24 protein-coding genes are annotated in these 26,720 nt (G+C 66.8%); 15 read left to right on the top strand and 9 right to left on the bottom strand.

What is annotated here, in order from left to right:
- Positions 1-72 precede the first annotated feature (72 nt).
- Positions 73-768 carry an aspartate/glutamate racemase family protein gene (locus E5162_RS07870; RefSeq protein ID WP_135944625.1) on the top strand — a complete coding sequence of 232 codons (696 nt, stop codon included), beginning with the start codon at positions 73-75 and terminating at the stop codon, positions 766-768.
- Here the strand turns inward: E5162_RS07870 and proB are convergent.
- The 5 genes from proB to E5162_RS07845 are packed head-to-tail and all read right to left on the bottom strand — an operon-like array spanning position 765 to position 7,328.
- Positions 765-1,598 (bottom strand): glutamate 5-kinase, encoded by an 834-nt coding sequence (proB, locus tag E5162_RS07865; RefSeq protein ID WP_135944623.1) that lies wholly within the window; start codon positions 1,596-1,598, stop codon positions 765-767. The genes E5162_RS07870 and proB overlap by 4 nt on opposite strands.
- Complete coding sequence (ilvD, locus tag E5162_RS07860; RefSeq protein WP_135944621.1) at positions 1,595-3,286, bottom strand: dihydroxy-acid dehydratase; 1,692 nt, start codon at positions 3,284-3,286, stop codon at positions 1,595-1,597. The genes proB and ilvD overlap by 4 nt, the downstream gene beginning before the upstream one ends.
- A complete protein-coding gene (gene thrC / locus E5162_RS07855) occupies positions 3,286-4,587 on the bottom strand; it encodes a threonine synthase (RefSeq protein WP_135944619.1) in 1,302 nt (433 codons plus the stop codon). Before thrC ends, ilvD begins: the two co-directional genes overlap by 1 nt.
- Positions 4,587-5,528 carry a homoserine kinase gene (locus E5162_RS07850; RefSeq protein ID WP_135944617.1) on the bottom strand — a complete coding sequence of 314 codons (942 nt, stop codon included), beginning with the start codon at positions 5,526-5,528 and terminating at the stop codon, positions 4,587-4,589. Before E5162_RS07850 ends, thrC begins: the two co-directional genes overlap by 1 nt.
- Before the next feature lie 30 nt (positions 5,529-5,558).
- Positions 5,559-7,328, bottom strand: a complete 1,770-nt coding sequence (locus E5162_RS07845) for a homoserine dehydrogenase (RefSeq protein WP_135944616.1) — start codon at positions 7,326-7,328, stop codon at positions 5,559-5,561.
- 565 nt (positions 7,329-7,893) lie between these two features.
- Here E5162_RS07845 and E5162_RS15130 point away from each other — a divergent pair.
- The 11 genes from E5162_RS15130 (at position 7,894) to E5162_RS07795 (ending at position 19,283) form a co-directional block, all read left to right on the top strand.
- A complete protein-coding gene (locus E5162_RS15130; protein WP_267902619.1) occupies positions 7,894-8,019 on the top strand; it encodes a hypothetical protein in 126 nt (41 codons plus the stop codon).
- 97 nt (positions 8,020-8,116) lie between these two features.
- Positions 8,117-9,130 (top strand): ketol-acid reductoisomerase, encoded by a 1,014-nt coding sequence (gene ilvC, locus E5162_RS07840; protein WP_135944614.1) that lies wholly within the window; start codon positions 8,117-8,119, stop codon positions 9,128-9,130.
- 11 nt (positions 9,131-9,141) lie between these two features.
- The gene (gene ilvG / locus E5162_RS07835) at positions 9,142-10,842 is read left to right on the top strand and encodes an acetolactate synthase 2 catalytic subunit (RefSeq protein ID WP_135944612.1); all 1,701 of its coding nucleotides are present in this window, start codon (positions 9,142-9,144) and stop codon (positions 10,840-10,842) included.
- Between the two features lies 1 nt (position 10,843).
- A complete protein-coding gene (locus E5162_RS07830) occupies positions 10,844-11,110 on the top strand; it encodes an ACT domain-containing protein (RefSeq protein ID WP_135944610.1) in 267 nt (88 codons plus the stop codon).
- Positions 11,107-12,684 carry a 2-isopropylmalate synthase gene (locus tag E5162_RS07825; RefSeq protein WP_135944608.1) on the top strand — a complete coding sequence of 526 codons (1,578 nt, stop codon included), beginning with the start codon at positions 11,107-11,109 and terminating at the stop codon, positions 12,682-12,684. Before E5162_RS07830 ends, E5162_RS07825 begins: the two co-directional genes overlap by 4 nt.
- Positions 12,685-12,700: 16 nt before the next feature.
- A complete protein-coding gene (locus tag E5162_RS07820; RefSeq protein WP_135944607.1) occupies positions 12,701-13,675 on the top strand; it encodes a branched-chain amino acid transaminase in 975 nt (324 codons plus the stop codon).
- Positions 13,659-15,080 (top strand): 3-isopropylmalate dehydratase large subunit, encoded by a 1,422-nt coding sequence (leuC, locus tag E5162_RS07815; RefSeq protein WP_135944605.1) that lies wholly within the window; start codon positions 13,659-13,661, stop codon positions 15,078-15,080. The genes E5162_RS07820 and leuC overlap by 17 nt, the downstream gene beginning before the upstream one ends.
- Positions 15,070-15,648: a 3-isopropylmalate dehydratase small subunit gene (gene leuD / locus E5162_RS07810; RefSeq protein WP_135944603.1), complete on the top strand. Its 579-nt coding sequence runs from the start codon at positions 15,070-15,072 to the stop codon at positions 15,646-15,648. The genes leuC and leuD overlap by 11 nt, the downstream gene beginning before the upstream one ends.
- The gene (gene leuB, locus E5162_RS07805; protein WP_135944601.1) at positions 15,645-16,688 is read left to right on the top strand and encodes a 3-isopropylmalate dehydrogenase; all 1,044 of its coding nucleotides are present in this window, start codon (positions 15,645-15,647) and stop codon (positions 16,686-16,688) included. The genes leuD and leuB overlap by 4 nt, the downstream gene beginning before the upstream one ends.
- A gap of 150 nt (positions 16,689-16,838) precedes the next feature.
- Positions 16,839-18,071, top strand: coding sequence for an acetyl-CoA acetyltransferase (locus E5162_RS07800; protein WP_135944600.1), 1,233 nt, complete (start codon positions 16,839-16,841; stop codon positions 18,069-18,071).
- Positions 18,072-18,077: 6 nt separating this feature from the next.
- Positions 18,078-19,283 (top strand): acetyl-CoA C-acyltransferase, encoded by a 1,206-nt coding sequence (locus E5162_RS07795; RefSeq protein ID WP_135944598.1) that lies wholly within the window; start codon positions 18,078-18,080, stop codon positions 19,281-19,283.
- Between the two features lie 16 nt (positions 19,284-19,299).
- Here the strand turns inward: E5162_RS07795 and E5162_RS07790 are convergent, their stop codons facing one another.
- The 4 genes from E5162_RS07790 to E5162_RS07775 are packed head-to-tail and all read right to left on the bottom strand — an operon-like array spanning position 19,300 to position 24,032.
- Entirely contained in the window at positions 19,300-19,833 is a 534-nt protein-coding gene (locus tag E5162_RS07790; RefSeq protein WP_158291239.1) for a nuclear transport factor 2 family protein, read from the bottom strand.
- 11 nt (positions 19,834-19,844) lie between these two features.
- Positions 19,845-21,323, bottom strand: a complete 1,479-nt coding sequence (locus E5162_RS07785) for a carotenoid oxygenase family protein (RefSeq protein ID WP_135944594.1) — start codon at positions 21,321-21,323, stop codon at positions 19,845-19,847.
- A 19-nt stretch (positions 21,324-21,342) separates the two neighbouring features.
- Positions 21,343-22,158 carry a DUF1295 domain-containing protein gene (locus E5162_RS07780; protein WP_135944592.1) on the bottom strand — a complete coding sequence of 272 codons (816 nt, stop codon included), beginning with the start codon at positions 22,156-22,158 and terminating at the stop codon, positions 21,343-21,345.
- Positions 22,159-22,172: 14 nt separating this feature from the next.
- Entirely contained in the window at positions 22,173-24,032 is a 1,860-nt protein-coding gene (locus E5162_RS07775; RefSeq protein ID WP_135944591.1) for an AMP-binding protein, read from the bottom strand.
- A 181-nt stretch (positions 24,033-24,213) separates the two neighbouring features.
- On the opposite strand from E5162_RS07775, the gene E5162_RS07770 reads away from it, so the two are divergent.
- The 3 genes from E5162_RS07770 to E5162_RS07760 all read left to right on the top strand — a co-directional run bounded on the left by E5162_RS07770 (position 24,214) and on the right by E5162_RS07760 (position 26,579).
- Positions 24,214-24,627, top strand: coding sequence for a nuclear transport factor 2 family protein (locus E5162_RS07770; protein ID WP_135944589.1), 414 nt, complete (start codon positions 24,214-24,216; stop codon positions 24,625-24,627).
- Between the two features lie 111 nt (positions 24,628-24,738).
- Positions 24,739-25,236, top strand: coding sequence for an SgcJ/EcaC family oxidoreductase (locus E5162_RS07765; RefSeq protein ID WP_135944587.1), 498 nt, complete (start codon positions 24,739-24,741; stop codon positions 25,234-25,236).
- Positions 25,233-26,579 (top strand): MFS transporter, encoded by a 1,347-nt coding sequence (locus tag E5162_RS07760; RefSeq protein WP_135944586.1) that lies wholly within the window; start codon positions 25,233-25,235, stop codon positions 26,577-26,579. Before E5162_RS07765 ends, E5162_RS07760 begins: the two co-directional genes overlap by 4 nt.
- The last annotated feature ends 141 nt before the right edge of the window (positions 26,580-26,720 follow it).

Genomic DNA, 26,720 nt, shown 5'->3' with positions numbered 1-26,720 from the left:
AGCTTGCCACGTTTGCCCGGAGAGAAAAGCCATTTACGCTCCACCGCTGCGGTTCTGGAGTCTGGCACGATCATGAAGCTCATCGGCATTCTTGGCGGCATGTCCGCCGCGTCCACCGCCCTCTACCAGGCGCGTCTGAACACGCTTGCCCGCGAGCGCTTCGGCGGGTTGCACAGCGCCAACCTGCTCGTGCGCTCGCTCGACTTTGCCGAGATCGAAGCCATGCAGATCGCCGACGACTGGTCGGGGGCGGGCGAGCGCCTGGCCCGGGAGGCTGAACGCCTGGAGGCCGCGGGCGCCGAACTGATCGTGCTGGCCACCAACACGATGCACAAGGTCGCCGATGCGATCACCGCGCGCCTGTCCGTGCCGTTCCTCCACATTGCCGATGCCACGGCGCACGCCGTAACCGGGGCGGGCCTGCTGCGCCCGGCCCTGATCGCGACCGCCTACACGATGGAGCAGGATTTCTACACGAGCCGGCTACGCGCGGCGGGGCTGGACGTGGTGTTGCCGGACAAGGGCGACCGGCAGGAGATCCACCGCATCATTTTCGAGGAATTGTGCCGGGACGAGGTCCGCGAAGCGAGCCGGCAGGCCTTTGAGGCGATTGCCGCGCGACTGATCGAGGACGGTGCGGACAGCCTCATTCTGGGCTGCACCGAGGTCGGCCTGCTGCTGGACGAGACCAATGTCGGCGTGCCCGTCTTCGACACGACCCGTATTCATTGCGACCGCGCGATGGATATGGCGCTATCCGGGAATTAGGACGCGATCTCGTTCTGGCGCGCGCCGATAAAGGTCAGCCGCGCCGCCGATCCCGCGCGCAGGGGCCGGTCGCTCGCCCGGGCGATGACCGTCCAGCACGCATGCGCGGCGGCCAGTCGCGCTGCGGCAATCTTGCTCGCCATTCCGCCCGTTCCCGGGCTGCCAGCCCGCGGCCCGCCGGCGAGCGCCGGGTCGAGCGCGAAGACGTCTTCAATCTGATCGATCGGTTGCGCGTCCGGATCCAGCACCGGGTCGGCGCTGTAAAGCCCGTCCACATCGGAGAGCAGGACAAGGCCGCACGCGGGCAGGAGGGGGGCGATGCGTGCGGCCAGACGATCATTGTCGCCGTAGCGTAATTCTTCGGTCGCCACGGTGTCGTTCTCGTTGACGATGGGCAGAACGCCCATGTCCAGAAGGCAGGCGAGCGTGTTGCGGGCATTGTCGCGGCGCTGGCCGGTTTCGGTGTCACCCGGCGAAAGCAGGGTCTGCGCCGTCAGGACGCCGCTGCGCGCGAAGGCGCGCGACCATGCCTCGGTCAGCAGGATCTGCCCGACGGCCGCCGCGGCCTGCTTTTCGGGCAGGCTCAGCGTGCGCGACAGCGGCAGGCCGAGGCGCAGGCGTCCGAGCGCGACCGCGCCGGAGCTGACGAGCACCACCGCCTTGCCGGTCTCGCGCAGGGCCGCGATGTCCTCGGCGATCGCCTCGAACACGCTGTCGCGGGCCCGCCCGGTTTCCGGATCGGTCAGCTGGTTCGACCCGATCTTGATGACGAGGCGCCGCGCGCGGCCCAGCGCGTGTTCGAAGCGCGAGGCGGTGGCCGGCGTCTTCATCCGCGCGGCTCGAACGGGAAGGAGGTGACCGCCCCGTGCGAGGCCGAACCGACCAGCGCGGCGTATTTGGCATAGGCCCCATGGGTGTAGCGCGGTTCCGGCGGCGTGAATCCGGCCCGGGCGCGCGCAGCGAGATCGCCATCCACGTCAATGCGACGGTTCTCGACATCGATGCTGACCCTGTCGCCCTCTTCCAGGAAGGCGATCGGGCCGCCGCGGGCCGCTTCGGGCGCGATATGGCCGACCATGAACCCGTAAGTGGCGCCGGAGAAGCGTCCGTCGGTGACCAGCGCCACGTCGTCGCCCAGCCCGGCGCCCTGAATGGCGGCGGTCACGGCGAGCATCTCGCGCATGCCGGGTCCGCCCGACGGGCCTTCATAGCGGATGACGACCACGTCGCCCTTGTTGATCTGGCGCTTGTTGATCGCCTCGAAGGCCGCTTCCTCGCTGTCGAAGACCCGCGCAGGCCCCTCGAACCGCAGGCGGTCATGCCCGGCCAGCTTGGCCACGCAGCCCTGCGGTGCGAGATCGCCATACAGCACGCCGAACCCGCCCCGGCTTTTGACCGGGTTGTCCGGCGCGCGGATCACGTCCTGGCCCGGCATCTCCTTCGCGTCGGCTGCTTCTTCGAACAGGGATTTTCCCGTGACGGTGGGCGCATCGACTATCAGCCCAGCCTGCTGCATCCGCTGGACCAGCAGTCGCGTGCCGCCGGCTGCGCTCATATCGGGGGCCATGTAGCGTCCGCCGGGTTTGAGATCGGCGATGACCGGCGTCGCCCGCGAGATGGCGTCGAACTGGTCGATGTCGAAATCGGTCTGCGAGAGTCCGGCCTCACGTGCGATCGCGAGCAGGTGCAGGACCGCATTGGTCGATCCGGCTGTAGCGGTGACGGCCGCGGCCGCATTCTTCAGGCTTGCCGGTGTGATCAGGTCGCGCGGGCGCCGATTGTGTTCGAGCGCATACAGGACCGCTGCGCCGGCGGCATGGGCCGCCCCCGCCTTGTCGGGATGGACGGCGGGAATGTCGTTCAGCCCCATGGGCGAAAGGCCGAGAACGCTGAGCGCCATAGCCATGGTGTTGGCGGTGAACTGACCGCCGCACGCGCCCGCGCCGGGGCAGGCGGCCTTTTCCACCTCGCCAAGCTGGTCTTCGGTGATCTTGCCCGCCGCGCAGGCGCCGACGGCCTCGAACACGTCCTGGACCGTCAGCGCCTTGTCGCCGAGGCGGCCCGGCATGATGGAGCCACCGTAGAGCACGACGCTGGGCAGATTCATGCGCGCCGCGGCCATGGCTGCGGCCGGAAGCGTCTTGTCGCACCCGGCCAGGAAGAGCACGCCGTCCAGGCTGTGCCCGCGCACGGCGAGCTCGGCAGAGTCGGCAATCGTCTCCCGGCTCATCAGTGAGGCGCGCATGCCCTCGGTGCCCATCGAGATCCCGTCGGTGACGACGATCGTGTTGAACTCCACGGGCGTGCCGCCGGCGGCCTCGATGCCTTCGCGCGCATGCTGGGCCAAGCCGCGCAAATGCATGTTGCACGGCGTGATATCGGTCCAGGTGTTCACGATGGCGATCATGGGGCGCGCCATCTTCTCGTCGTCGAAACCGGCCGCGCGCAGCATGGCGCGGGCCGGGGCGCGAGCCGGTCCCTGGATGAGTGTGTGGGACGGGCGGCGTGTGTCAGCCATCAGGCAGTCTCCAGTCGGTGGTCAAGATGGTCGGCCAGGGCCGAGAGTTCCGGTTTGAGGGGGCGCGCCCGGCTTTCCCGGTCGGTCACCGCGCGCAAGGCCGGGGTCGGTACGACGCTGCGTCCGATCAGGGGCTCGACAATGTCGGCGAACTTGTAGGGGTGGGCGGTTGCCGCGACGATCCAGGGGCGGGCCTCGCGCTCTTTCGCCTCCAGGCGGGCATAGGCTTCCGCGGCGGTTGCCGAATGGGGGCACCAGACATAGCCGCTGGTCTCGTAATCGGCGCGGATCCGGGCGCGGATCTGCTCGTCATCAACGCGTTCAACGCGCGCGCTTTCTGCCACGTCACGCATGGCCGAGAGGCGCTCGAAATTGCTCGGCGCGCCGACATCCATCGCATTGGCGATCGTGGCGATAGAGGCGCGCGGCGTGTATTCGCCGGTCTTCGCCCAGTCGCTGAGGGTCGCGTTGGCATTGGTGGCCAGCACAAGCGGGCCGACCGGCGCCCCCATCGCCGCCGCGATGGCCGCCGCGACGCCATGGCCGAGATTGCCGGTCGGCAGGATCAGGCCGGGCCTGCGTCCGGTGCTCGCTTCGACCCGGCGCACCGCCCAGGCCAGATAGGCCGCCTGGGGCAGAAGACGGGCAAGATTGATCGAGTTCGCGCTGGTCAGATGGTGGCGCTCGCGCAGGGTCCGGTCGCGGAAAGCCGCCTTGACCAGGGCCTGGCACGCGTCGAAATCGCCGTCGACTTCCAGCGCGCTCACCGGCGCATCCCAGCACGTCAGCTGGTGACGCTGGAAGGCGGAGACCCGGCCCTTGGCGAACAGGATGACTGCACGCACACCGGCCCGGCCTTCCGCCGCGCATCCGACCGCGCCGCCGGTATCGCCGGACGTCGCGGCCAGCACGGTGAGCGGGGCGCGGGGATCGGACAGACGATCCAGGCATTCCATCAGGAAGCGCCCGCCGAAATCCTTGAACGCGCCGGTTGGCCCGTGAAACAGCTCAAGCACATGCAGGCCGGGCCGCGCGGGATCGGGCTGGACCAGCGGCACGTCGAAATCGAAGGCGGTCTCGCAAATCTCGGCCAGCTCGCTGGCCAGCGCATCGCCGGAAAACACCGGGGCCAGGAAGCGCGCAGCGCTCTTGGGAAGGCTCAGCGTTTCGGGCGCCTCGCCCATGGCCGCCGAGGGCAGTTCGCAGGGCATATACAATCCGCCATCGGGCGCCTGACCCTGGCGGATGGCTTCGCTCAGGCTGACGGGCGGGCTATCGGCCCGCGTGGACACCATTTTCATTACGCGATCTCCCGGACCGGTTCGAGTTTCACACCGGGCGCATCGATCGCGGAACGGTAGGCGGTAAAGCTCCGGCCGGCGGCGTCGAACGCCGCGCTCATGGCCTGCTCGACATAGTCGGCATCGCTCTCGTCAGCCCAGGCAAACAGGGACGGTCCGGACCCGGAAAAGGAACAGCCGAGCGCACCGGCCTGCAGCGCGGCGGCCTGGACCTGTTCGAACTCGGGCAGCAGGAAACGGCGCTGCGGTTCGACCAGGCGATCGCGCAGGCAGGCGGCGATGAGCGCACGGTCATTGCTGACGCAGCCCAGCACGAAGCCGGCGAGTGCGCGCGAATGTTCGACCGCGATCTCCATGGCGACCTCGGGTTTGAGAACGTTGCGCGCATGCTGGGTTTCGGTTTGCGCATCGGGATGGAGCAGGATGGAGACCAGCCCGGCCGGTGCCGGGACCGGGCGGATCAGGGCGGGATCGGTCGCCGCCGCCATGACGATCCCGCCATGCAGTGCAGCCATCACATTGTCCCAGGGCGGGGGATCGGCGGAGGCGCGCTCGCCTTCCAACGCAAATTCGAGCAGGTCTTCAGTAGCAAAGGGGCGGGACAACAGCGCATTGACCGCTGCCGCCGCCGCGACGGCCGACGCTGCCGATCCGCCCATTCCCGCGCTCAGGGGGATGGCCTTGTGGACATGCACGCGCATACCGAACGGGCGGCCGGCCGCATCCAGCACGGCACGCGCCGCGGCCAGCGCCGTATTGCGCGAGGGCGCATCGGGCAGGCGCGTGACCAGGCCGGTCACCTCGCCCAGCCGGACGCCGGGACGCGATTCGCGCTCGACGGTTACCGTGTCGCGGACCGCATCGAAGGCTTGTCCCAGAACGTCGAACCCGACGCCGAGATTGCCGATACTGGCAGGTGCGCTGGCTTTCGCGCGGATCATGGCCGTCTCCCCTTGTTCTGTCTTCGTCGTTCAGGCGCGGGCAAGTGCGGGTTCGGCGTGCGCGGCCGGATGCGAGCCCGGCAGGGCAGCGCTGCCGCGCTCATCTCCGCACCATGCGCGGCGCGTGTCCATGATATCGGCAAAGACAGCGGCCGCTGTCGGCCAGCGTCCCGCGCCCTTGCCGTAGACCCCATGGACGGTGCCTGAGGCTTCGGTCAGGAGGAAGCGGTTTTCTTCGTTGCGCGCACCTGCCAGGGGATGGGAGAGCGGAACGGCCTCCACGGTGATGGCCGCGCGGACCTCGCCCTCGGCCAGCACGCACCGGCCGATCTGCTTGTAGACCAGGCCCTTCTTCGCTGCCTCCTGCGCCATCTCGCCAGTGACCTCGCGCAGCGATTGCTTGGGAATATCGCCCGGCAGACGGGCGACGCCGAAGGCTTCGCGGATCAGGATGGACAGCTTGTCGGCCGCATCATGGCCTTCCACGTCGGCGCTGGGATCGGCCTCGGCAAAGCCCAGACGCTGGGCTTCGGCCAGGACCGCCTCGAAATCCTCGCCATGGCTCAGCTTGTCGAGCATGAAATTGGCCGTGCCGTTCATGACGCCCTCGATCTGCACCAGATCGGAGAGGGTGGCGATGCGCTCCAGCACGGTGACGCCACCGCCGACCGCTGCCGAGTAGGCGAGATGATCGGGCCGGGCGGCGCCGACCAGCGTGTCGTAATGCTTGGCCACCGCGGCCTTGTTGGCGGTCACGACACGCGCGCCCTTGGCCAGCGCGTCTTCCATCACGCGGGCCGGCATGTCCGCCCCGCCCATCAGCTCGACCACGAGGTCCGGGTCTCCGGCAAGACTCTCGGCCATATCGCTGGTGAAGCTCGCCTGCTTGTTCGCGGCATGCTTGGCCGGGTTGCGGACCAGAACCGGGTTGAGCTCGAACAGGTCCGGATGGGTGCGAAGATAGTCCAGGACCCCTGCGCCGACCGATCCGCATCCCAGAAGCGCGACCTTCATCGGGCCACGGTGGCGCAGACGTCCGGCGCGCTTGGGCAGGCGCGCGATGCGCGTGGCCGCGCCGGCGCCCATACAGGCGACCTCAATGACCACATCATGGTCGCGCGCCGCCTCGATCGCCTTGGGCTGGATCAGGCCGCGGCTGGCCGCCATCGCTGCTTCATAATCGAGGCAGTCATAGCGTTTTGCGTCGGGATTGACCGCCGGATCCTCGCTGTAGACCCCGTCCACATCCTTGATAAGCCGGACCCGGTCTGCCCCGGCGCGGGCCGCGAAGAAGACGGCCGTCAGGTCGGTGCCGCCGCGTCCCAGCGTGACGGCGCCGTACTGGTCGTGGCCGGCGGTGAAGCCCGGGATCACCAGCACGTCGGCGCGCTCGAGCGCATCGGCTAGCGCCTTGGCGTCGAGATCGCACAGATCCGCGTCGAGCGGCTCGCCTTCAGCCTTGAGACCGATTTCGTAGGGGTCGAGCACTTCGGTGCGCACGCCGAGCCGGGCCATCTCGAGGCCCATCATCGCCGCCGAGCGGTACTCGCCGAGCCGGACGAGGCGGGCCGACATTGCCGCGCTCGCCTCTCCGCCCATGCGCTGGGCTTGCGAGACGAGGGCATCGGTTTCGCCGGCCAGCGCGGAAACGATGACAATCACCTTCTCCCCGTCACGAACGTGGCGGTAGGTCTCCGCGCCGGCCGCGCGATAGTCGCTCTCGCGGGTCAGCACGGATCCGCCGAACTTCAGCACGCTGAGGCGCGGAGCCGGATCGAGGGAGGAAAGGGCGGAAGCCATGGGAAATGTCCTTTTTGGCGGTGGTAACCGGGGTGAACCGGGCATGAAAAAACCCGCTCGCGGAGGGCCGGGAGCGGGTCGGATCGGGTGGTTGTGTTCGTGGTGTGTGAACTCAGCCCGTGCCGTACCGCCCCCGCGTCGGGAGGGTAATAGTGGTCACGGTAATGGTGGTGGTGAGGGACGCGGACGTGCGAAGGCCGGCCGCCGGGGCGGTCGCCAATTCGCTGCCGATGTGATGCCGGGTGGCCAGCATGTCCAGCTCCTTACAAAGTGCGCACCGTTGGCGCTGCACCTGCGAAACGTGCGGGCCTTTTCCACATCCCGTCAACCGGTCCCCTGTGTCTCAAACACCACATCTGCGAGGCGGAAGAACAATAAACACATGATAAATAATTGAATTTATTGAAGGAAAAAATTTTCTCGGAAAATCGTCATTTTACCGGTTGCCGTGGCGATGATTTCCGCCTTACGGTTTTCAACAGATCGGGCGTGCTCGCAAATGCAGCATGTCCCCGTTCCGCACGCGGGCCATTCAGGTCCAAAGGCGGGTACAGGAGCCAGCGTAATGCGCGACACGAAGACCATTGCGATTGCCAGCCGTGACCGGGTTATCCCGGTCGCGCTGACCTCGCTCGTCCTTCTTGTCGTAGTCCTTATTACCTCCATATCCGGAGCGGCGGCCCCTGTCTGAACGAAGTAGTTTCAAACCAGACACCCAGGACCCCCGCTCCAGCCCGGAGCGGGGGTTTTTCTTTGCCCGAAGATCAACCCACGAAGGACTTTCACCCATGACCCGCATCTACACCGACGACGACGCCGATCCGAAAGCCCTGACCGGAACGGTCGCCATTCTGGGCTATGGCAGCCAGGGCCGGGCGCATGCCCGCAACCTGCGCGACTCCGGTCATGACGTCATTGTCGGCGCGCGGCGCGGCGGCAAGGCCTGGGCCCGGGCCGAGCAAGACGGGTTTGAGGTCGTGGAAACCAGGGAGGCGGCAAAGCGCGCCCGTTTCACCGCGCTGCTGACCCCGGACATGACCCATCGCGAGGTCTATGCCCAGATCGAGCCGGAGATGGACGCTGGCGACACGCTGATGGTCGCGCACGGCTTTTCGATCCACTACGGCCAGATCAAGCCGCGCGCCGATCTCGACGTCGTGCTCGTCGCGCCCAAGGGGCCGGGCGACCTGGTACGGCGCGAGTTTGAAATCGGACGCGGCGTGCCCAGCCTGTTCGCGGTCCAGCAGGACCATTCGGGCAAGGCGCGCGACAAGGCGCTCGCCTATTGCCGGGCCAATGGCGGCACGGCGGGCGGCGCGATCGAGACCAGCTTTGCCGAGGAAACCGAGACCGACCTGTTCGGCGAGCAGGCCGTGCTGTGCGGCGGGGCGAGCGAGCTGGTCACCGCCGGCTACGAGACGCTGGTCGAGGCGGGCTACCAGCCCGAAATCGCTTATTTCGAGTGCATGCACGAGCTCAAGCTGATCGTGGACCTGATGTATGAGGGCGGGCTTGCGCGCATGCACGACTTCATCTCCGAGACCGCCAAGTACGGCGATCTGGTTTCGGGACCCCGCGTGATCAACGCGGAGACGCGTCAGCGCATGCGCGAGGTCCTCTCCGACATTCAGGACGGGTCGTTCGCTCGCGACTGGGTGCTGGAGAACCAGGCAGGCAAGCCGAAATACGACGCCATGCTGCGCGCCGACCTGAACCAGAACATCGAAAAAACCGGAGCCCGCCTGCGCGAACGCATGGCGTGGCTCCAGCCCGGCGCGAATGCCGGTCAAAGCGCCGAATAGGACATCACGCCATGACCGCCCAGCCCATCAAGTCTGAGCCTGTGACCCAGCCTGAGTCGATGACCGGCGCTGCGGCGGTCGTTCGCGCGCTGGAACTGGCCGGGACCGAATACGTCTTCGGCTATCCCGGCGGCGCCATCATGCCGGTCTACGACGCCCTGCCGGGCTCGCAGCTCAAGCATATCCTGGTGCGCCACGAGCAGGCCGCGGCCCTGGCCGCCGACGCCTATGCGCGGGTGACCGGCAAGGCCGGCGTCTGCATGGCCACCTCCGGTCCGGGCGCGACCAATCTGGTCACCGGCATTGCCAATGCCTTTATGGATTCGGTCCCCCTCATCGCCATCACCGGCCAGACCCAGACGGCAATGATGGGCACCGATGCGTTTCAGGAGATCGACACGTTCGGCATCACCCTGCCGATCGTGAAGCACTCCTTTCTGGTGCGCGATCCGGCCGAAATCTTCAACGTGTTTGCCGAGGCCTTCGCCGTGGCAACGCAAGGCCGGCCGGGCCCGGTTCTGATCGACCTGCCGAAGGATGTCATGCAGGCCTCCTTCGCAGTTTCCCCCCAGAACGATCACCGGGCCCGGTCGACCCCTTGGCCGGATCTCGATCCCGCGCTCATCGAGCAGGCCTCTGCCCTGATCGCGGCGTCCCGGCGTCCGGTCCTGTATTTCGGCGGCGGTATCGCAATCTCGCGCAGCGAAGCGGCTCTGCGCGCCTTCCATTCGCGCACCGGCATCCCGGCCGTGGCAACCCTGAAGGGGCTGGGCGGACTGCCGACCGAGACCCCCGACTTCCTCGGCATGCTGGGCATGCACGGTACGCGCGCCGCCAATCTGGCGGTCAATGAAAGCGATCTGCTGATCTGCGCCGGGGCCCGGTTCGACGACAGGGCGACCGGACGCCTGGCCAGCTTCGCCCCGCACGCCAAGGTGATCCACATCGACGCGGACGCCTCGGAAATCTCCAAGCTGCGCCATGCCGATATCGCCATCGGCGGGGACATGGCCAAAGTGCTGGATGCGCTGCGTCCCGGCCCGCTCTCCATCGCGCCCTGGCGCGAGCATTGCGCGCAGAACAAGACACGCTGGGCCATGCGCTATGACGCTCCGGGCAAGGGCGTGTTCGCGCCGGCACTGCTGAACGAGCTGTCCCGGCGCGCCGGCGACGAGCTGATCATGACCTGCGATGTGGGCCAGCATCAGATGTGGGTGGCCCAGCATTGCCGCTTCTCGCGTCCCCAGGCGCACCTGACCAGCGCCGGACTTGGCACGATGGGCTTTGGAATTCCGGCCGGGATCGGCGCGCTGTTCGCCGAGCCAAAGTCGACCGTGATCACGGTCACCGGGGACGGCTCGATCATGATGAACATCCACGAGCTGGCGACCATCAAGCGCTATCGCCTGCCGTTGAAGATCCTGCTGCTGGACAACTCCCAGCTGGGCATGGTGCGCCAGTGGCAGGAGCTCTTCTTCGAGGAAAACTTCTCCGAGGTGGACCTCTACGACAATCCCGACTTTGCCGAGATCGCCCGGGCCTTCGGCCTGGAAGCCTTCACGGTGGACCGGCGCGAGGAGGTGGACGGCGCGATCGACCGCCTGCTGAGCGCGACCGGCCCGATCCTGGCGCATGTGCGCATTGACCCGAGAGAGAACGTCTGGCCGCTGGTGCCGCCGGGCGCATCCAATTCCGACATGATGGAGGCCTGACATGTCCAACCGCATCGAAATCGACTTCACCCGCAGCGAGGGCGCGGTCCTTCGCCTCATCGGTCTCGTCGAGCGCAAGGGCTTTGACGTCTGCTCCGTCGACATGCCCGAGACCGGGCCGGGGCCGGCGCGCCTGACCCTGGGCGTCTCGCCGCGCGATGCATCCCGGCGCATGGATGTGCTGGGCCGCCACGTCGCCAAGATGTACGGCGTCACAGCCGTGCGTTCGGAAGCCACCAGAGAACCCTGTTTGGAACGAGCGTCATGACCCAGACCGTCAAAATCTTCGACACGACCCTGCGCGACGGGGAGCAGGCGCCCGGCTTCTCGATGACCGAGGCCGGCAAGCTGAAAATGGCTCATGCCCTGGCCGCGCTGAAGGTCGACGTGATCGAGGCCGGCTTTGCCGCGGCCAGCCCCGGCGACAGCCAGGCTATCTACCGCATCGCGAGCGAGGTCGAGGGGCCGACGATCTGCTCTCTGGCGCGCGCAGCCAAGGGCGATATCGAGGCCTCCGCCAAGGCGCTGAAGCCGGCGAAGAACCGGCGCATCCACGTCTTCCTCGGCACCAGCCCGCTGCACCGCGAGCACAAGCTGAACATGACCCCGGCTGAAATCCTGGAGCGGATCGGCTCCATGGTCGCCTACGCGCGCGAATTCGCCGATGACGTGGAATTCTCCGCCGAAGACGCGATCCGCACCGAGCCGGGCTTCCTGATCGAGACGCTGTCGACCGCGGCCCAGGCCGGGGCCACCACGCTGAACGTGCCGGACACGGTCGGCTATGCGACTCCGGACGAGATCTACCAGCTCTTCCGCCAGCTGAGCCAGAAGGTCAGCCGTCCGGCCGGCGTCATCTTCTCCGCGCATTGCCACGACGATCTGGGCATGGCGGTCGCCAACTCGCTGGCCGCGGTGCGCGGCGGTGCCCGCCAGATCGAGTGCGCGGTCAACGGTATCGGTGAGCGCGCGGGCAATTGCGCGCTGGAAGACGCGGTGATGGCACTGCGCACCCGCCGCGACGCTTTCGGCATCGCGACCGGGATCGACACCACGAAGATCATGGCGGCCAGCCGTACCCTGTCCCAGGTGACCAACACCCATACGCCGCGCAACAAGGCGATCGTGGGCGCGAACGCCTTTGCGCACGAAAGCGGCATCCACCAGCACGGCGTGCTGCGCAATCGCGAGACCTACGAGATCATGCGGCCCGAGGATGTGGGGCTGGCCTCCAACCAGATCGTGCTGGGCAAGCATTCGGGCAAGCACGCCTTGAAGGCGCGCGCGGCCGAGCTCGGCTACACGCTGGATGGTCCGGCGCTGGAAGCGGCTTTTGTGCGTTTCAAAGCCATCGCCGACGAGGTCGGTCTGGTGGACTCGGCGCGCCTGACCGCCTTGCTGAGCGAGGAAGCTCCGGGCACGCACGATCCCGATTGGCGTCTGTCCAAGCTGGAAATCCGCACCCCGCTGGCGGCCAACGCGCACCCGGTCGCCCGGGTCGAGCTGGAGCACGTCACCCGCGGCCGCATCAGCGATCTGGCCGCTGCACCCGGCGCGCTGGATGCCACCTACCAGGCGGTCAGCCAGATCATGGATGCTCCGGCCCGCGTGGCCGACATCGACATGCAGTACATCGCCGCCGAAGCCGAAGAGGCCGGCGCCGACGGGCAGGGCGCCGACGTGCTGGTCGAGCTGAAGGCAGAAGCCTTCGGCGAGATATTCACCGGGCGCGCCCGGGCCCGAGACATCATCCCCGCCTGCGTGTCCGCCTATGTGGACGCGCTCAACAATGCCCTCGCCGTTCAACGCCGGCGCGCGGCGCGTGCCACTGCGGCAGCGTGAAGAAAGACACACTCAAATGGCTATCAACGAAGCTGAATATATCTGGCGAAACGGCGAGCTTGTGCGATGGGCCGATGCCCAGGTCCATGTGCTGACCCATGCTCTGCACTACGGAACATCGGTGTTCGAGGGTATTCGCGTCTATGAGACGTCCAGCGGTCCGGTCGGCTTCCGCCTGACCGACCATATCCGCCGCCTGCACGATTCCGCGCGCATCTATGCCTTCGACCTGCCCTATGACGAGGCTGAGCTGGTCGCCGCCTGCAAGCAGGCAGTCACCGCGAACAAGCTGGTGTCCGCCTATCTGCGGCCCATCGCCTTCATGGGCTATGGCTCCATCGGCGTTGTCCCGGCCGCGGACAACCCGATCGATGTCTGCATCGCCGCCTTCGCATGGGGCGCGTATCTCGGCGAGACCGCGCGCACCGAGGGCGTGGATGTATGCGTGTCCAGCTGGAACCGGATGGCGCCCAACACCGCGCCGACCGGCGCCAAGGCGGGCGGCAATTATCTGTCGAGCTATCTGATTTCGCGCGAGGCCAAATCGCGCGGCTATGCCGAAGGGATCGGCCTGGACGTTGACGGGCGGCTGTCCGAAGGCGCGGGCGAGAACCTGTTCCTGGTCAAGAACGGCAAGCTGCTGACGCCCCCCGCCTCGAGCTCCATCCTGCAGGGCATCACCCGCGACACCATCATCGAGATCGCCCGCACCGAAGGCATCGAAGTCGTCGAGCAGACCCTGCCGCGCGAGATGCTCTACCTGTGCGACGAGGCCTTCTTTACCGGCACCGCAGCCGAGGTCACGCCCATCCGCTCGGTCGATGACAAGCCGACCCGGGCTGCCGGGGCCGGTCCTGTCACGAAACTCCTGCAGGAGCGTTTCTTCGGCCTGTTCGACGGAACCACGAAAGACCAGTGGGGCTGGCTGGAGCCGATGCAGAGCCAGGCCGCCAATTCAGAGGAGGACCCGCGTCATGGCGTCGCCGTCTAGGACCCTGTTCGACAAGATCTGGGACACCCACCTCGCCGCGCCGGAAAAGACCGAGGCGCCGGGCCTGCTCTATGTCGACCTCCATCTCATTCACGAGGTCACCAGCCCCCAGGCTTTCTCCGAGCTGGAAAAACGCGGACTGAAAGTGCGCCGTCCCGACCTCACCTTTGCGACGCTGGACCATGCAACGCCGACCACGCCGCGCGCGCCGGGAAGCCTGCCGATCTACATCAATGACGCCGCGAAGAAGCAGGTCGAGCGCCTGGAGGACAACTGCCGCCGCCACGACATCCGTCTGGCCGGATGGAGCAGCGAGGATCGCGGCATCGTCCACGTGATCGGGCCGGAGCTGGGACTGACCCAGCCGGGCATGACCATCGTGTGCGGCGACAGCCATACCGCCACCCATGGGGCATTCGGTTCGCTCGCCTTCGGCATCGGCACGACCGAAGTCGGCCATGTCCTGGCGACCCAGTGCCTGTTGCAGCGCAAGCCGAAGACCATGCGCGTCACCGTCGACGGAAAGCTGCCCCGCGGTGTCGGCGCGAAAGACATGATCCTGGCCATCATCGCCGAACTCGGCGCAGGCGGCGCGGCCGGCCATGTCATCGAGTATGCCGGCGAGGCCATCGAGGCGCTGTCGATGGAAGCGCGCATGACGGTCTGCAATATGTCCATTGAAGCCGGCGCAAGGGCCGGTCTCGTCGCCCCGGACGCGACCACGTTCGACTGGCTGCGCGGACGCAAATACGCCCCCAAGGGCGCCGCGTTCGAGGCAGCCAAGCAGCGCTGGTCGAAACTGAAGTCCGATCCCGGCGCCGTCTTCGACACCGAGGTCCGCCTCGATGCGTCGCGCATGGCTCCCATGGTCACGTGGGGCGACAGTCCGGACACCGCCGTGCCCGTTTCGGCCACCACTCCGGCCGCAGCGCCGGGCAAGGCCGCCGAGGCGCTGGCCTATATGGGCTTCCGGCCCGGTCACACCTTGCTGGGCGAGCCGGTCGATGCAGTCTTTGTCGGCTCCTGCACCAATGCGCGCCTGTCCGATCTGCGCGAAGCCGCCGAAATCATGGCCGGCCGTCACGTCAAATCGGGCGTGCGCATGCTGGTCGTCCCGGGTTCGGAGGCGGTCAAGCGCGCTGCCGAAGCGGAGGGGCTGGATGCCATCTTCAAGACGGCCGGAGCCGAATGGCGCGAGCCGGGATGTTCGATGTGCATCGCCATGAACGGGGATAGCGGCAAGCCGGGCGAACTCGTCGTCTCGACCTCGAACCGCAATTTCGCCGGCCGTCAGGGCAAGGGCGTGCGTACCGTGCTCGCCAGCCCGGCCACCGCCGCTGCCGCTGCCGTCTGCGGTGCCATTGCCGACCCGCGCCGTATCCTGGAGGCGAGCTATGCTCAATGAGCCCATCACCCGCATCGCCTCGCGCAGCTTCACCCTGCGCGATGCCAATATCGACACCGACCAGATCATCCCGGCGCGTTTTCTCACGACCACCGAACGCGGCAAGCTGGGCGAAGCGTGCTTCTGCGACTGGCGCTTCAACGAGGACGGGTCGAAGACCGCCCATCCGCTCAACGGTGTCGACCCCGACGCGGCAAGCATACTGGTGGCCGGGGACAATTTCGGCTGCGGCTCCTCGCGCGAGCATGCGCCCTGGGCGCTGATGGATTTCGGCTTCCAGGCCGTCATCACCTCGCGCGCCGCCGACATCTTCAAGTCGAACGCCGCCAAGAACGGGCTTGTGGTCTGCGAGATCGACGAGGCCTCCCATGCCGCCCTGCTCGACCGGGCCGGTGAGGAGGTCGAGATCGATGTGATCGGCCAGACCGTCACGGCGGGCAATATCCGCGCGGAGTTCAAGCTCGAGCCCTTTGCCCGGACCTGCCTGATCGAAGGGGTCGATCCGATGGGCTATATCCTCGCGCAGGACGAGGCGATCACACGCTTTGAAGAGGCGCGGGCGGCGTGAGCAAACACATTCTGGTTCTGCCTGGCGACGGCATCGGTCCCGAGGTCGCGCGCATCGCGGTCGACTGCCTCAAGGCCGCCGCTTCCGCCGAAGGCGTGTCGCTGACCTTCGACGAAGCCCCGTTTGGCGGGGCGGGTCTCGATGCCTGCGGCAAGCCGCTGCCCGAAGAGACACTCGACAAGGCCCGCTCTGCCGATGCGGTCTTTCTGGGCGCTGTGGGCGGGCCGAAATGGGATGACGCGCCGGAACGTCCTGAAAAGGGTCTTCTGGCCCTTCGCTCCGAGCTCGGCCTGTTCGCCAATCTGCGTCCGGTCAAGGTGTTCGCCGGGCTGGAGGGCCTCTCCCCGCTGAAAGCCGACCGTGTCGCCGGCGCCGATCTTCTGATCGTGCGCGAACTGACCGGCGGATTGTATTTCGGCGAAAAGCGCGAGGGGCGCGAGACCGCTTCCGACCTGTGCACCTACTCTGCTGACGAGGTGGCCCGGATCGCCCGGGTCGCCTTCCGGGCGGCCAGCGGGCGCAGGGGAAAGCTGACCAGCGTGGACAAGGCGAATGTGCTGGCGACCTCACGGCTGTGGCGCTCCACGGTCAACCAGCTTGCGCCGGAATACCAGGACGTCACGCTCGACCACATGTATGTCGACGCGACGGCCATGAAGCTCGTGACGCATCCCTCCGCCTTCGATGTCATCCTGACCGAAAACCTGTTCGGCGACATTCTCTCCGACGAGGCGGCGGTGATTGCCGGCTCGCTCGGACTGCTCGGCTCGGCCAGTCTGGGCGAGGGCGGACCCGGCCTGTTCGAGCCCATTCACGGCAGTGCGCCCGACATTGCCGGGCAGGACAAGGCCAATCCGTCGGGTGCCATCGCCAGTGCCGCCATGTTGCTGCGGTTCGGCCTGGGCGAGGCGCGCGCTGCCGACCGGATCGAGGCTGCCCTGCAGGCTCAGCTCAAATCGGGCCGGACGACGGCCGATATAGGCGGCTCCCTCGGGTGCCGGGCCTTCGGCGCGGAAGTCTGCGAGCGGCTTGCGTCCTGAGACTTGGCTGCCATTTTGCACCGAATTTTCGGTCAGCCACTGAAGGCGGGCTAGGGAAACGCTTGTCCAGCGCCCAACAGGCCGATAAGGTGAGTTTCAGTACGAAAGTCACTATATCGATCTCTTGGAGCTCGCGGAGGCGCTCATCCCATGACATCGCCAGTCTTCATTCTCGGGGGCGCGCAAAGCGACTTCGCTCGCAACTGGACGCGCGACAATAAGGGGCTTTTCGAGATGATCTCGGAAACCACTGCCGCGGCCCTCGACGAGGCCCGGCTGGATGCCGAGGACATCGAAGCGCTGCATATCGGCAATTTCGCCGGCGAGCTGTTTTCCGGTCAGGGTCTTCTGGGCGGCATGGCCGTCATGGCCCACCCGGCGTTTTCCGGTCTGCCGACCAGCCGCCACGAGGCGGCTTGCGCCTCCGGCTCGATGGCCATTCTCGCTGCCTCCGCCGATATCGAAGCCGGCCGTTACGGCCTGGTCGGTGTGATCGGTGTCGAGCTGATGCGCAACGTGCCGGGCGAGCAGGCTGCGCGCAATCTCGGGGCCGCGGCCTGGGCCGGGCGCGAGGCCGAAGGTGCGCGCTATCTCTGGCCGGCCATGTTCTCCGGACTGGCTGAGGTCTATGAGGGGCGTTACGGGCTGAAGCGAGAGCATCTGGCGGAAATCTCGAAGACCAATTTCGACAATGGCCGCCGTAATCCGAACGCCCAGACCCGCAACTGGCAGTTCACCGAAGACAGCTTCTCCGCCGACGACGAGGCCAACCCCGTCATCGAAGGCTGGATGCGCAAGAGCGATTGCGGCCAGGTCACCGACGGGGCGGCCGTTATCTTCCTGGCCAGCGAGGCCGAGGCGCGCAAATATGCCGACGCCCGCGGGCTCTCCCTGGACGAAATCCCGCGCCTGAAGGGCTGGGGCCATACGACCGCGCCTCTCCTGTTCGAAGCCAAGCTGGCCGAGAGCGAAGGCTCGGATGGCTACACCTTTCCCTGGGTGCGCAAGGCGATCACCGACGCCTATGCGCGCGCCGGCCTGTCCGGGCCGGACGATCTCGACCTGGTCGAGACCCACGATTGCTTCTCCATCACCGAATACATGGCCATCGAGCATTTCGGGCTCGCCGGACCGGGCGAGGCTTGGAAGCCGATCGAGGCCGGCACGATCCGGCCGGACGGCGCGCTTCCCTTCAACCCGTCCGGCGGACTGATCGGTCTCGGCCATCCGGTCGGCGCGACCGGGGTTCGCATGGCGCTCGATGCTGCGCGCCAGACCACCGGCCGGGCCGGCGATTGCCAGATCGGCGGGGCGAAGACCGCCGCCACCTACAATGTCGGCGGCTCCACGACCGCCAGTGCCTGCTTTATTATCGGGGTTTAAGCCAGAATGGATATCTACGTGTATGACGCCGTGCGTTCGCCGCGCGGCAAGTCGAAAGAGACCGGCGGTCTTGCGGCCCTGACGCCGCACGAGCTGGTCGGCCAGCTCCTCTCCAGCCTGAAGGACCGCAATGGCCCGGACTCGGTGACGCGCGCCGAATCGCTGACGCTGGGCTGTGTCGGCCAGGTCGGTGCGCAGGGCGGCCATCTCGCGCTGGTCAGCCGGCTCCATGCCGGCCTGCCTGACACGCTGCGCGCCCTGACGCTCAATAATTTCTGTGTCTCCGGCCTGACGGCGATCAACATGTCCGCCGAGGAAGCCCAGGCGCGCGGCGATGACCGTCTGCGCCTCGCCGGCGGGGTGGAGATGATGTCGCGTGTGCCCTTCATGGGCGACAAGGCCTTCTACTACGCAGATGCCAGGACCGCGCAATCGCTCAACTATGTGCCGGTCGCGCTGTCGGCCGACCTGATGGCGACGATGGAAGGCTTCACCAAGGAAGACCTCGACCGCGTGACCGCCCGGTCCCATCAGCGCGCCGCCAAGGCCTGGGAGGCCGGGGGGCTCGACGAGGTGATCGCGATCCGGGCCGAAGACGGCTCGGTCGCTCTCGCCATCGACGAAAGCATTCGCGCGGACACCACGGTGGACTCGCTCGCCGCCCTGGCTCCGGCCTTCGCCGAAATGGGCGCGCAGGGCTTCGATGCCATGATGCTCAAATCGCGGCCGGAACTGGCCGAAATCCACCACCTCCACTCGGTGGCCAACTGCCCGCCGACCTGTGACGGCGCGGCTCTGGCACTGGTCGGCACGAAAGCTGCCGGAGAGGCGGCGGAGCTCAAGCCGAAGGCACGCATCCGCGCGCTGGGCGAGGCGACGGCCGACCCGGTCCTTCAGCTCACCGCGGGTTTTGCCGCGATGGAAAAGGCGCTCGAAGGCGCCGGCATGACGCTCGGCGATCTCGACCGCATCGAGTTCATGGAGGCGTTTGCCGCCACACCGACCAAGTTCGAGCGCGACTACGAGCCGGATCTCGACAAGGTCAATCCCGAAGGCGGGCATCTGGCGATGGGCCACCCGATGGGCGCGTCCGGCGCGATCCTGCTGGCCACGCTGATCGGCGGGCTGGAGCGGTCGGGCGGCCAGACCGGCCTCGCCGTTGTCCATGGCGGATCCGGGGTCGGTTCCGCGATTGTGGTGGAGCGCGTCTGACGCGCTCCACGAAAGCCTAGAAGCGCTGGTAGGACAGGTCGCCGCGACCGCGCGTGCCCATGTTCAGGTCGGGGTGGCTGGGATCGAACATGCCCAGGCACCAGCCCTCGGCTTGCGGCGCATCCCGGTTCCAGTCGAGCGCCATCTTGCGATGGGCGATCTTCCACGCGCCGTCGCGACGCTCGAACTTGTCGACCAGACGCCCCCCGGTCAGCGTGTCATTGGCCTTGCCGTCCGCGTCGTCGAAGCGCGCGAAGGTGAGCACATAGGTCTCCACGAAGGCGGTCTTCGCGTCGTCCTGCAGGTCGATGTTCACGTTGCACAGATAGTGCGCCATCGGATGGCGCAGCTTGGCCATGCGCGCCACCGCCCCGTCCACATAGGCGTGGGCCGGGCCGTTATACGTGTTGCCATGCTCTTCGATCGCATCGGCGTGGTAGCACGATTTGAGAAGCTCGCCGTCGGCGCGGTCGACCCCGCGCGCGTAATTGGTCAGCACATCGTAGATGTCCTGCTTGGCGATCAGGGTTTCGAGCGTGTTTGCGGTCATGAAATATCCTCTCAGGAAAGGCCGTTGGCGGCGCGCACGGTCGGGCCGTCGGCCCAGGTCGCATGGGTGCCGCTGGAAATGCGGTGAGGCAGGATGATGCGGCAGACCGGTCCGGCCTCGATGTCGCGCGCATCGACCAGCACGCATTCCGACCGGTCCTCGACCATGTCGGTGATGAAGCTGACCAGATAGCCGTCATCCTCGCCGCTGGCCCCGACACGCGGCGCGAACGGCGCCTCGCTCCCGAACCGGCCCTCCCCAAATCTCAATGTCTCAGACTTGCCGGTGTCCATGTCGTGCTTGACTACGCCTTCGAACAGGAAGCGCCCGGGCTGGGTGAAGGTGGAATAGAGGTAGCGCGACTTCTCGCCGGCCACTTGCTGGTTGAAGCTGCCAAATTCGAGCACCCGGTCGTCGAGGCGCTCTTCCCGGGTTTCGCCGGTCGCAAGATTGAACCGCCAGCGGTGCAGCTTGGGCTGGAAGGAGTGTTCGTCCAGATAAGCCATGAGCTGGCCAAGCCGCGGATCGCCCTCGGCCTGGAGGGCGCTCGGGCTGGGATTCTCCTGGAAATACCCGTCCAGCACGATTTCGTCGCCCTCTTCCCAGGCATTCATCCAGTGCAGGACATAGGTGGGTTCGGCCTCGAACCAGCGAATGTCGCCGGGCTGTCCGTAGCGCGGCACGATCGCGAAACGCGTCGGCATGTCCGGGTGGAAACGGGCCGCGTGCCGGCCCTTGGCCAGGATGTCCGCATCCCAGAAGAGCGGCAGGTCGGCCATGATCGAGTAGTTGCGCGTGAACGCCATGTCGTGGGGCAGGCGCGGGCCGGGCAGCTCGATCGGGATGTAGTGTTTCAGCCTGTTGTCCGGTCCGACCACGCCGTAATGCATGAAGGGTGCGTGCGTGGAGTAGTTGAAGAAAAGCAGCTCCCCGGTCGCTTCATCCAGCTTGGGATGGGCGGAAATGCCGTCGAGCGGGACCCAGCCTTCCGTGCCGAACTGTTCGAGCGTGTACGGGTCGAGGCGATAGCCTTCCCCGCACTGGTAGAAGGTCGACAGGATCTTGCCGGCATGCACCACGACATCGGTCGACGAGGCGTCTTTCACCCCGCCATGCGCGCCCCAGCCCGGCCGCTTGGACAGGCGCGGGTCTTCTGCGATCCCGGCCCAGAGCGGCTGGCCCGCCTCGACTTCGGCCATCAGCGCCTTGGTGCGTACGAAACGGTTGTGATAGCTCGCCTTGCCGTCCCGGAACGTCATCGTGTGGATCATCCCGTCGCCGTCGAACGGGTGGTAGAGCCCGATCGATCCGAAGGCGGGATTCTCGCTGTTGCGGACATAGATCCCGTCGATATCGCGCGGGATCTCCCCGATCACCTCCAGCCCGTCCGCATCGAACTCGTCGAAGACCGGGCGCCAGGCCCCGGACGTGTAGGGGTGATGAGGATCGGGTTCGGTATGGGGGAAGGTGTGCAACCTGGTCACAGTCATGATGGATGTCCTTGCTTGCCTAGGCCGGGTCGCCGGGCGCGCCGGCCGTCTTGCGCGGCGGCATGGGAATGAATCCGCTGGTCCGCGCGATATAGGCCTCGTATTCGGGCCGGGACCGCTTCAGGCGGCGTTCGAGAAGAGCCGCGCCGCTCCATTTGACGAGCAGGAAGGTGAGCAGGAGCGGACCGACGACCGAGGCGAGCCCGATGCCGGTTTCGACCGCGATCAGAAACAGGCCCCACCACACGCAGGCATCGCCGAAATAGTTCGGGTGCCGGGTATAGCGCCACAGACCTTTGTCCATGACCTTGCCCGCATTGGCCGGGTCGGCCTTGAACCGGGCCATCTGAAAATCGCCGACGCTTTCAAAGAAGATGCCGACAATGGCCAGAACGGCCCCGGCAACGGCCAGGATGCCCAGCGCCGGCGGCGTGGCCGGCACCTGACCGAGCTGGACCGGCAGGGACACCACCCAGAGCAGCACGCCTTGCAGCAGGAAGACGTTGACCAGCGCGAACAGGTGCTTGTTACCCTTGGCCCGGTCGAGCAGGGCGACATAGCGCTTGTCGGCGCCTTCCTTGCGCCAGCGCCAGAGCAGATAGCCGCCCAGGCGCAGGCCCCACACCGCCGTCAGGGCCAGGAGCAGGGCTTTGCGTCCCTCGTCGCCGGCAGGCGTCATCGCGTAAGTGACCAGCGCGACCAGCACGAAGCCGAACGCCCAGAAGGAGTCGATGAAGCTGACATCCTTCAGTGCGATGCTGAGCAGCCAGAGCAGGACCATGGCCGCGATCAGCACGGCAAAATTCGTGGCGAGTACATAAATCCAGTCTGCCATGATGGCGTCCTTTCCTAGGCTGAGACGCCGGGCGTGCGTGCGCCGGGCGAGATGACGCCGGGCCCGGGAGGCTCGGCATAGAGCCGGTCCACGTCGCCGGAACGGTGGCGCCGGGCGGCTTCCTGATTGATCGTGCCCTTGTCGGAGACCTCATGGGCCTCGGCATCGGGCGGTGTTGTGAGCAGCGCGAAGCGCACGACGCGTTCGCTGGAGCCGGCGCAGGCGGCGTTGTGCGCAGCCAGGCGTTCGGCGATGAGGTCCAGCGCCGCCTCGCTCTGTGCGACGCTCGCCTCGGCCGGCAGGCCTGTCGCCTCGGCCAGGGCCTTGATGTTCGGCCAGGCGAGGATCGCAACATAGGGCCGGTTCTCCCCGCAGATAACGAGGTCCTGGATGTAGGGCGCGCAGACCTTCACCAGCTCGGCGCGCAGGGCCCCGCCGCTGACGAACGTGCCGGTATCCAGCTTGAATTCCTCGGCCAGGCGTCCGGCAAAGGCGAGTCCGGCTTCGATATTGTCCGGGTCATGAAACTCGGCCGTGTCACCGATCTTGTAGAAGCCCTCCTCGTCGCGGATTTCCGCTTCGAGTTCGGGCCGGTTCAGATAGCCCGGCGTGACCATCTCCCCCTTCATGCGCAACTCGTAGCGGCGCGCATCCAGCGGGACCAGCTTGACCGAGAGACCCGGCATGGGCAGGCCGATGCCGACCTGCTCGGACATGAAGTAGATCGACATGCATCCCGACGTCGTTTCGGTGGCGCCGTAGCCCGTCGTCAGGAAGACCCGTTTGCCGGTCTCTGCCTCGGCCAGCGCCTGCAGGCGGTCGAAGACCGGCTGGGGCAGGCCCGCGCCGCCATAGAGCATCAGCTGGAGCTTCTCGAAGAAGACCTTGCGCAGGCCGGCATCCTCTTCCAGCGCCTCGGCCAGCATCGCGTATCCGGCAGGGACATTGGTGAAATACTTGAGCGGAATCTCGCGCAGATTCTCGATCGTCTGGTCGAACAGGCCGGGCAGGGGCTTGCCGCCGTCGATATAGAAGCTGCCGCCGAAAATCGCGGCCGCCATCGAGGAGAAGGCGCCCGACACATGGCTCCAGGGCAGCCATTCGAGCAGGGTGTCGTCCCACCCCGCGGCGCGCCCCAGCGTCTGCCAGCCCTGATAGAGATTGGCGGTGATCATGCGCTGGGTCTGGATGACCGCCTTGGGCTTGCCCGTCGATCCCGAGGTCAGCATGTAGGCGGCAGGCGCATCCGGGTCGAGCGACTCGATCGACCGCGCGACGGCCGGTGTCACGGGCGTCTTCAGCACCGTGTCATAGGCCACGCTCTTGCCGGCGAAGGCCTCGGGTTCGCGCGTGATGACGACGGCGTCGCCCGGCGCTGTCGCGTTCACCGCCTTCGCGCAGGCTGCCGTCTCGGCGAAAATGACGGCGGGCCGGGTCATGTCCATGACATGGCGCAGGCGCTCGAACCCGCCGGCCTCGCCCATCAGCGCATAATTCGCGCTGACCGGGCAGACGGGCATGCCGGCGCCCATGGCGCCGTAGCGCATGACCGCATGGGCGATGGAATTGCCCGAGACGATCATCAGCGGGCGCCCGGCTTGCGGAGCAAGGTCGATCAGGAATTGGGAGAGCGCGTCGGACCGGGCCTTCGTCTCGGCAAAGCTGGCCGTGACCCAGTCCTTGCCCGGCGCCGGGCGCTCGGCCAGATGGGTCTTGCCGCCCTGTTTGAGGGCCTGTCGTGCGAGGCCGAGCGGCACGCTCGCGCTCTCCACCTTCAACGGCTCGCGCGGGGTCATCACGATAACCCCGTCCTCGCGCCGCTCGATCTCCAGGTCGACGGGCGGGAAATCCACCTCCCGATAGGGTGCGGTCATGCCGGCTCCCTTGATAGTTTTGTTATGCAATCGAATGCGCAGAGTAGGATCGCTGAATTCGGTGTGTCAATCAGGCAAAAAATGCGCCGAGCAGGCGGCAAGGCTTTTACTTGCGTAATCGTACTTTGAGAGCTTAGGCTCGGGCCGCATAGGCAGAAGGTCAAATGGGAAAGGCCGCCTGATGGCACACATTGATACGGTCCAAACGATCATCGAGGCGTGGAAGACGGGCGACATCGACACGGTGCTCGACCAGCTCGCGGACGATGTCGTCTATCACTTCCATGTCGGCTCGCGTCCTCTGGAAGGCCGCGCGCATATCCGGCGGTTTCTGGAGAAGTTCGGGGCCGGACAGACCGAGATCGCCTGGCGGATCACGCGACATGTGGAAGCGGGCGACACGCTCTTCGTCGAAGGCGTGGACGACTATGTCAACGCGGACGGGGTCCGGATGCGCGTTCCCTATGCCGGCGTCTTCGAGTTCGAAAACGGCAAGGTTCTGCGCTGGCGCGACTATGTCGACAGCCAGGCGGTGGAGGATGCGCGCCAGGGCAAGGCCCCGCCCGAATGGGTCGAACCGCTTCTCGGCGCCTGATCTTCGGTTTCGCTTGACGCTGCCGGGCAAGATCGCTCTTATAACTTGCACAACAAAACCAAAGGCCCCGAAACAGGCCTAAATACGACCGAAACAGTCTGGGAGGACACCATGCGCATTCTGATTGCTGCGACGGCATTGGCCGTCTGCCTGCCCGCCGCTCACGCGTCCGCGCTGCAGAGCGGGGACGCCGCCGCGCCCGAGACGCAGGATCCGCGCACGGCGGTCGTGCTCGACATGGTCGATGCGTGGAACACCCGCGACTGGGAGCGCGTGGTCAATCTGTTTGCCGAGGACGGCTCGCTGCATTCCATGATGGTCGATCCGATTGTCGGCCGCGAAGCCATCGGCGCGCGCATCGGTCACATGGCGGACGGGATCGAGGAAATCACGTTGAACGTGCGCCATATCGGCGTCATCGACGATGTCGTGTTCATCGAGCGCGTGGACGAATTCGTCTATCACGGTCACCCGGGCTCCGTGCCCGTCGTGGGCGTGATCGAGGTCAACGAAGAGGGCCTGATCGACGAGTGGCGCGAATACTATGACCGCGCGGAATTGCTTGAGGCCATGGGTGTCGAGACCGACTTCGATTCCGAAGCGCGATGAGCGGCAGCCCGAGCGCGCCTGCGGTAGGTCCGGCTACGGATGAAGCCGGCTATCCGTCCCCGTTCGTCGCGTGGACGATGGTGGCCGTCCTGTTCCTGGCCTATATCCTGTCCTTCATCGACCGGATGATTATCGGCCTTCTGGTCGAACCGCTCAAAGCCGACCTCGACCTTACCGACACGCAGGTCAGCCTGCTTCAGGGGTTTGCGTTTGCAATCTTCTATACCGTGATGGGCCTGCCGCTCGGCCGGCTCATCGACCGCTCGGCGCGCCTGCCCATCGTGGCCGCCGGCGTCGGGCTCTGGAGCCTGATGACGGCGGCATGCGGGCTGGCCGGCCAGTACTGGCAGCTCTTCGTGGCGCGCATGGGCGTCGGTGTGGGCGAGGCGACCCTGTCGCCCGCCGCCTATTCCATCATCTCCGACACCTTTCCGCAGAAGCGTCTGGGGCTGGCGATGGGCGTGTACGGGCTGGGCTCGGCGGTCGGGGCCGGCCTCGCCTTTCTGATCGGGGCCTTTATCATCGAGCTGGTGGCCTCGACCGGATCGGTCGTCTTGCCGATGGTCGGCGAGGTGCGCGCCTGGCAAGCCACCTTCCTCATCGTGGGCCTTCCCGGCCTTCTCGTCGCCGGCCTCTTCCTGCTTCTGCCCGAGCCGATGCGGCAGGGTGCAGCGGGTCAGCCGGCCGATCAGGTCCAGGTGCCGATCTCGTCGGTGCTCGATTTCGCGCGCCGCCGCGCAGGCGCGGTGATGGGACTGTGCTTTGCCGTGGCGATGGTCAATTTCGCCGTGTTTGCCGCAGTCTCCTGGTTCCCGGTCTTCCTGATCCGCGTTCACGGTTTCACGCTGACTCAGGCCGGCCATCTGGCCGGGGCGGCTCTGATCGTCGGCGGTCTGATCGGCCTTGTGGGCGGAGGCTGGGTGACCGACCGGTTCGGCGGCGGCACGCCGGCCGGGCGTCTGGCCTTCTGCGGCTATGCCGGCATGGTGGGAACGGTCTTCGCCGTGATCTTCCCCCTGGTCGGCAATCCGCTCGTGGCCGCGGCGGCCTTCGTGGTGTTCTTCGCGTCGGCTGCCGTGCCGATCGGCGCTGCCGCCAGCGCCCTGCAGCAGCTCACACCGAACCGGATGCGCGCCACGTTTTCGGCCATCTATCTCTTCATCGTGAACCTGATCGGGCTCGGTGCCGGCCCTACGGCCACCGCGCTTGTCGGGGACACCTTCTTCCCGTTCGATACCGGCATACGCTACGCCATCACCGTGGTGTCGCCGATTTCCTTCGCGGTGGCGGCCGGATTATTCCTGATGTCCGCGGCCTATGCGCGGCGGCCCATGGCCGTCTAGCCACGCTGTGTGGGTGGTAGTCGTAGTAGTAGGAGGGCAAGGGCGGATCGCCGCAGCCCGGCGCCGCCGACTTGATTTGGGTCGGCGCGGGCAATAGGAAATGACGCTTGTTCAAGCGAACCGGATTTTCCGGTCGCGTCA

This window comes from Marinicauda pacifica (genome assembly GCF_004793635.1).
Lineage (GTDB): Bacteria > Pseudomonadota > Alphaproteobacteria > Caulobacterales > Maricaulaceae > Marinicauda > Marinicauda pacifica.
Note: the sequence above shows the minus strand (reverse complement) of the source record. Positions and strands in the feature narration are given on the sequence as shown.

Coding starts and splice junctions, on each gene's coding strand:
- E5162_RS07785 (WP_135944594.1), bottom strand. CDS start 21,323: ATGACTGTGACCAGGTTGCACACCTTCCCCCATACCGAACCCGATCCT.
- E5162_RS07765 (WP_135944587.1), top strand. CDS start 24,739: ATGCGCATTCTGATTGCTGCGACGGCATTGGCCGTCTGCCTGCCCGCC.
- E5162_RS07770 (WP_135944589.1), top strand. CDS start 24,214: ATGGCACACATTGATACGGTCCAAACGATCATCGAGGCGTGGAAGACG.
- thrC (WP_135944619.1), bottom strand. CDS start 4,587: ATGAAAATGGTGTCCACGCGGGCCGATAGCCCGCCCGTCAGCCTGAGC.
- leuD (WP_135944603.1), top strand. CDS start 15,070: ATGCTCAATGAGCCCATCACCCGCATCGCCTCGCGCAGCTTCACCCTG.
- E5162_RS07825 (WP_135944608.1), top strand. CDS start 11,107: ATGACCCAGACCGTCAAAATCTTCGACACGACCCTGCGCGACGGGGAG.
- E5162_RS07800 (WP_135944600.1), top strand. CDS start 16,839: ATGACATCGCCAGTCTTCATTCTCGGGGGCGCGCAAAGCGACTTCGCT.
- ilvG (WP_135944612.1), top strand. CDS start 9,142: ATGACCGCCCAGCCCATCAAGTCTGAGCCTGTGACCCAGCCTGAGTCG.
- E5162_RS07780 (WP_135944592.1), bottom strand. CDS start 22,158: ATGGCAGACTGGATTTATGTACTCGCCACGAATTTTGCCGTGCTGATC.
- E5162_RS07845 (WP_135944616.1), bottom strand. CDS start 7,328: ATGGCTTCCGCCCTTTCCTCCCTCGATCCGGCTCCGCGCCTCAGCGTG.
- E5162_RS07775 (WP_135944591.1), bottom strand. CDS start 24,032: ATGACCGCACCCTATCGGGAGGTGGATTTCCCGCCCGTCGACCTGGAG.
- proB (WP_135944623.1), bottom strand. CDS start 1,598: ATGAAGACGCCGGCCACCGCCTCGCGCTTCGAACACGCGCTGGGCCGC.
- E5162_RS07830 (WP_135944610.1), top strand. CDS start 10,844: ATGTCCAACCGCATCGAAATCGACTTCACCCGCAGCGAGGGCGCGGTC.
- E5162_RS07790 (WP_158291239.1), bottom strand. CDS start 19,833: ATGACCGCAAACACGCTCGAAACCCTGATCGCCAAGCAGGACATCTAC.
- leuC (WP_135944605.1), top strand. CDS start 13,659: ATGGCGTCGCCGTCTAGGACCCTGTTCGACAAGATCTGGGACACCCAC.
- E5162_RS07760 (WP_135944586.1), top strand. CDS start 25,233: ATGAGCGGCAGCCCGAGCGCGCCTGCGGTAGGTCCGGCTACGGATGAA.
- E5162_RS07850 (WP_135944617.1), bottom strand. CDS start 5,528: ATGATCCGCGCGAAAGCCAGCGCACCTGCCAGTATCGGCAATCTCGGC.
- E5162_RS07870 (WP_135944625.1), top strand. CDS start 73: ATGAAGCTCATCGGCATTCTTGGCGGCATGTCCGCCGCGTCCACCGCC.
- ilvC (WP_135944614.1), top strand. CDS start 8,117: ATGACCCGCATCTACACCGACGACGACGCCGATCCGAAAGCCCTGACC.
- E5162_RS07820 (WP_135944607.1), top strand. CDS start 12,701: ATGGCTATCAACGAAGCTGAATATATCTGGCGAAACGGCGAGCTTGTG.
- E5162_RS15130 (WP_267902619.1), top strand. CDS start 7,894: ATGCGCGACACGAAGACCATTGCGATTGCCAGCCGTGACCGGGTTATC.
- ilvD (WP_135944621.1), bottom strand. CDS start 3,286: ATGGCTGACACACGCCGCCCGTCCCACACACTCATCCAGGGACCGGCT.
- E5162_RS07795 (WP_135944598.1), top strand. CDS start 18,078: ATGGATATCTACGTGTATGACGCCGTGCGTTCGCCGCGCGGCAAGTCG.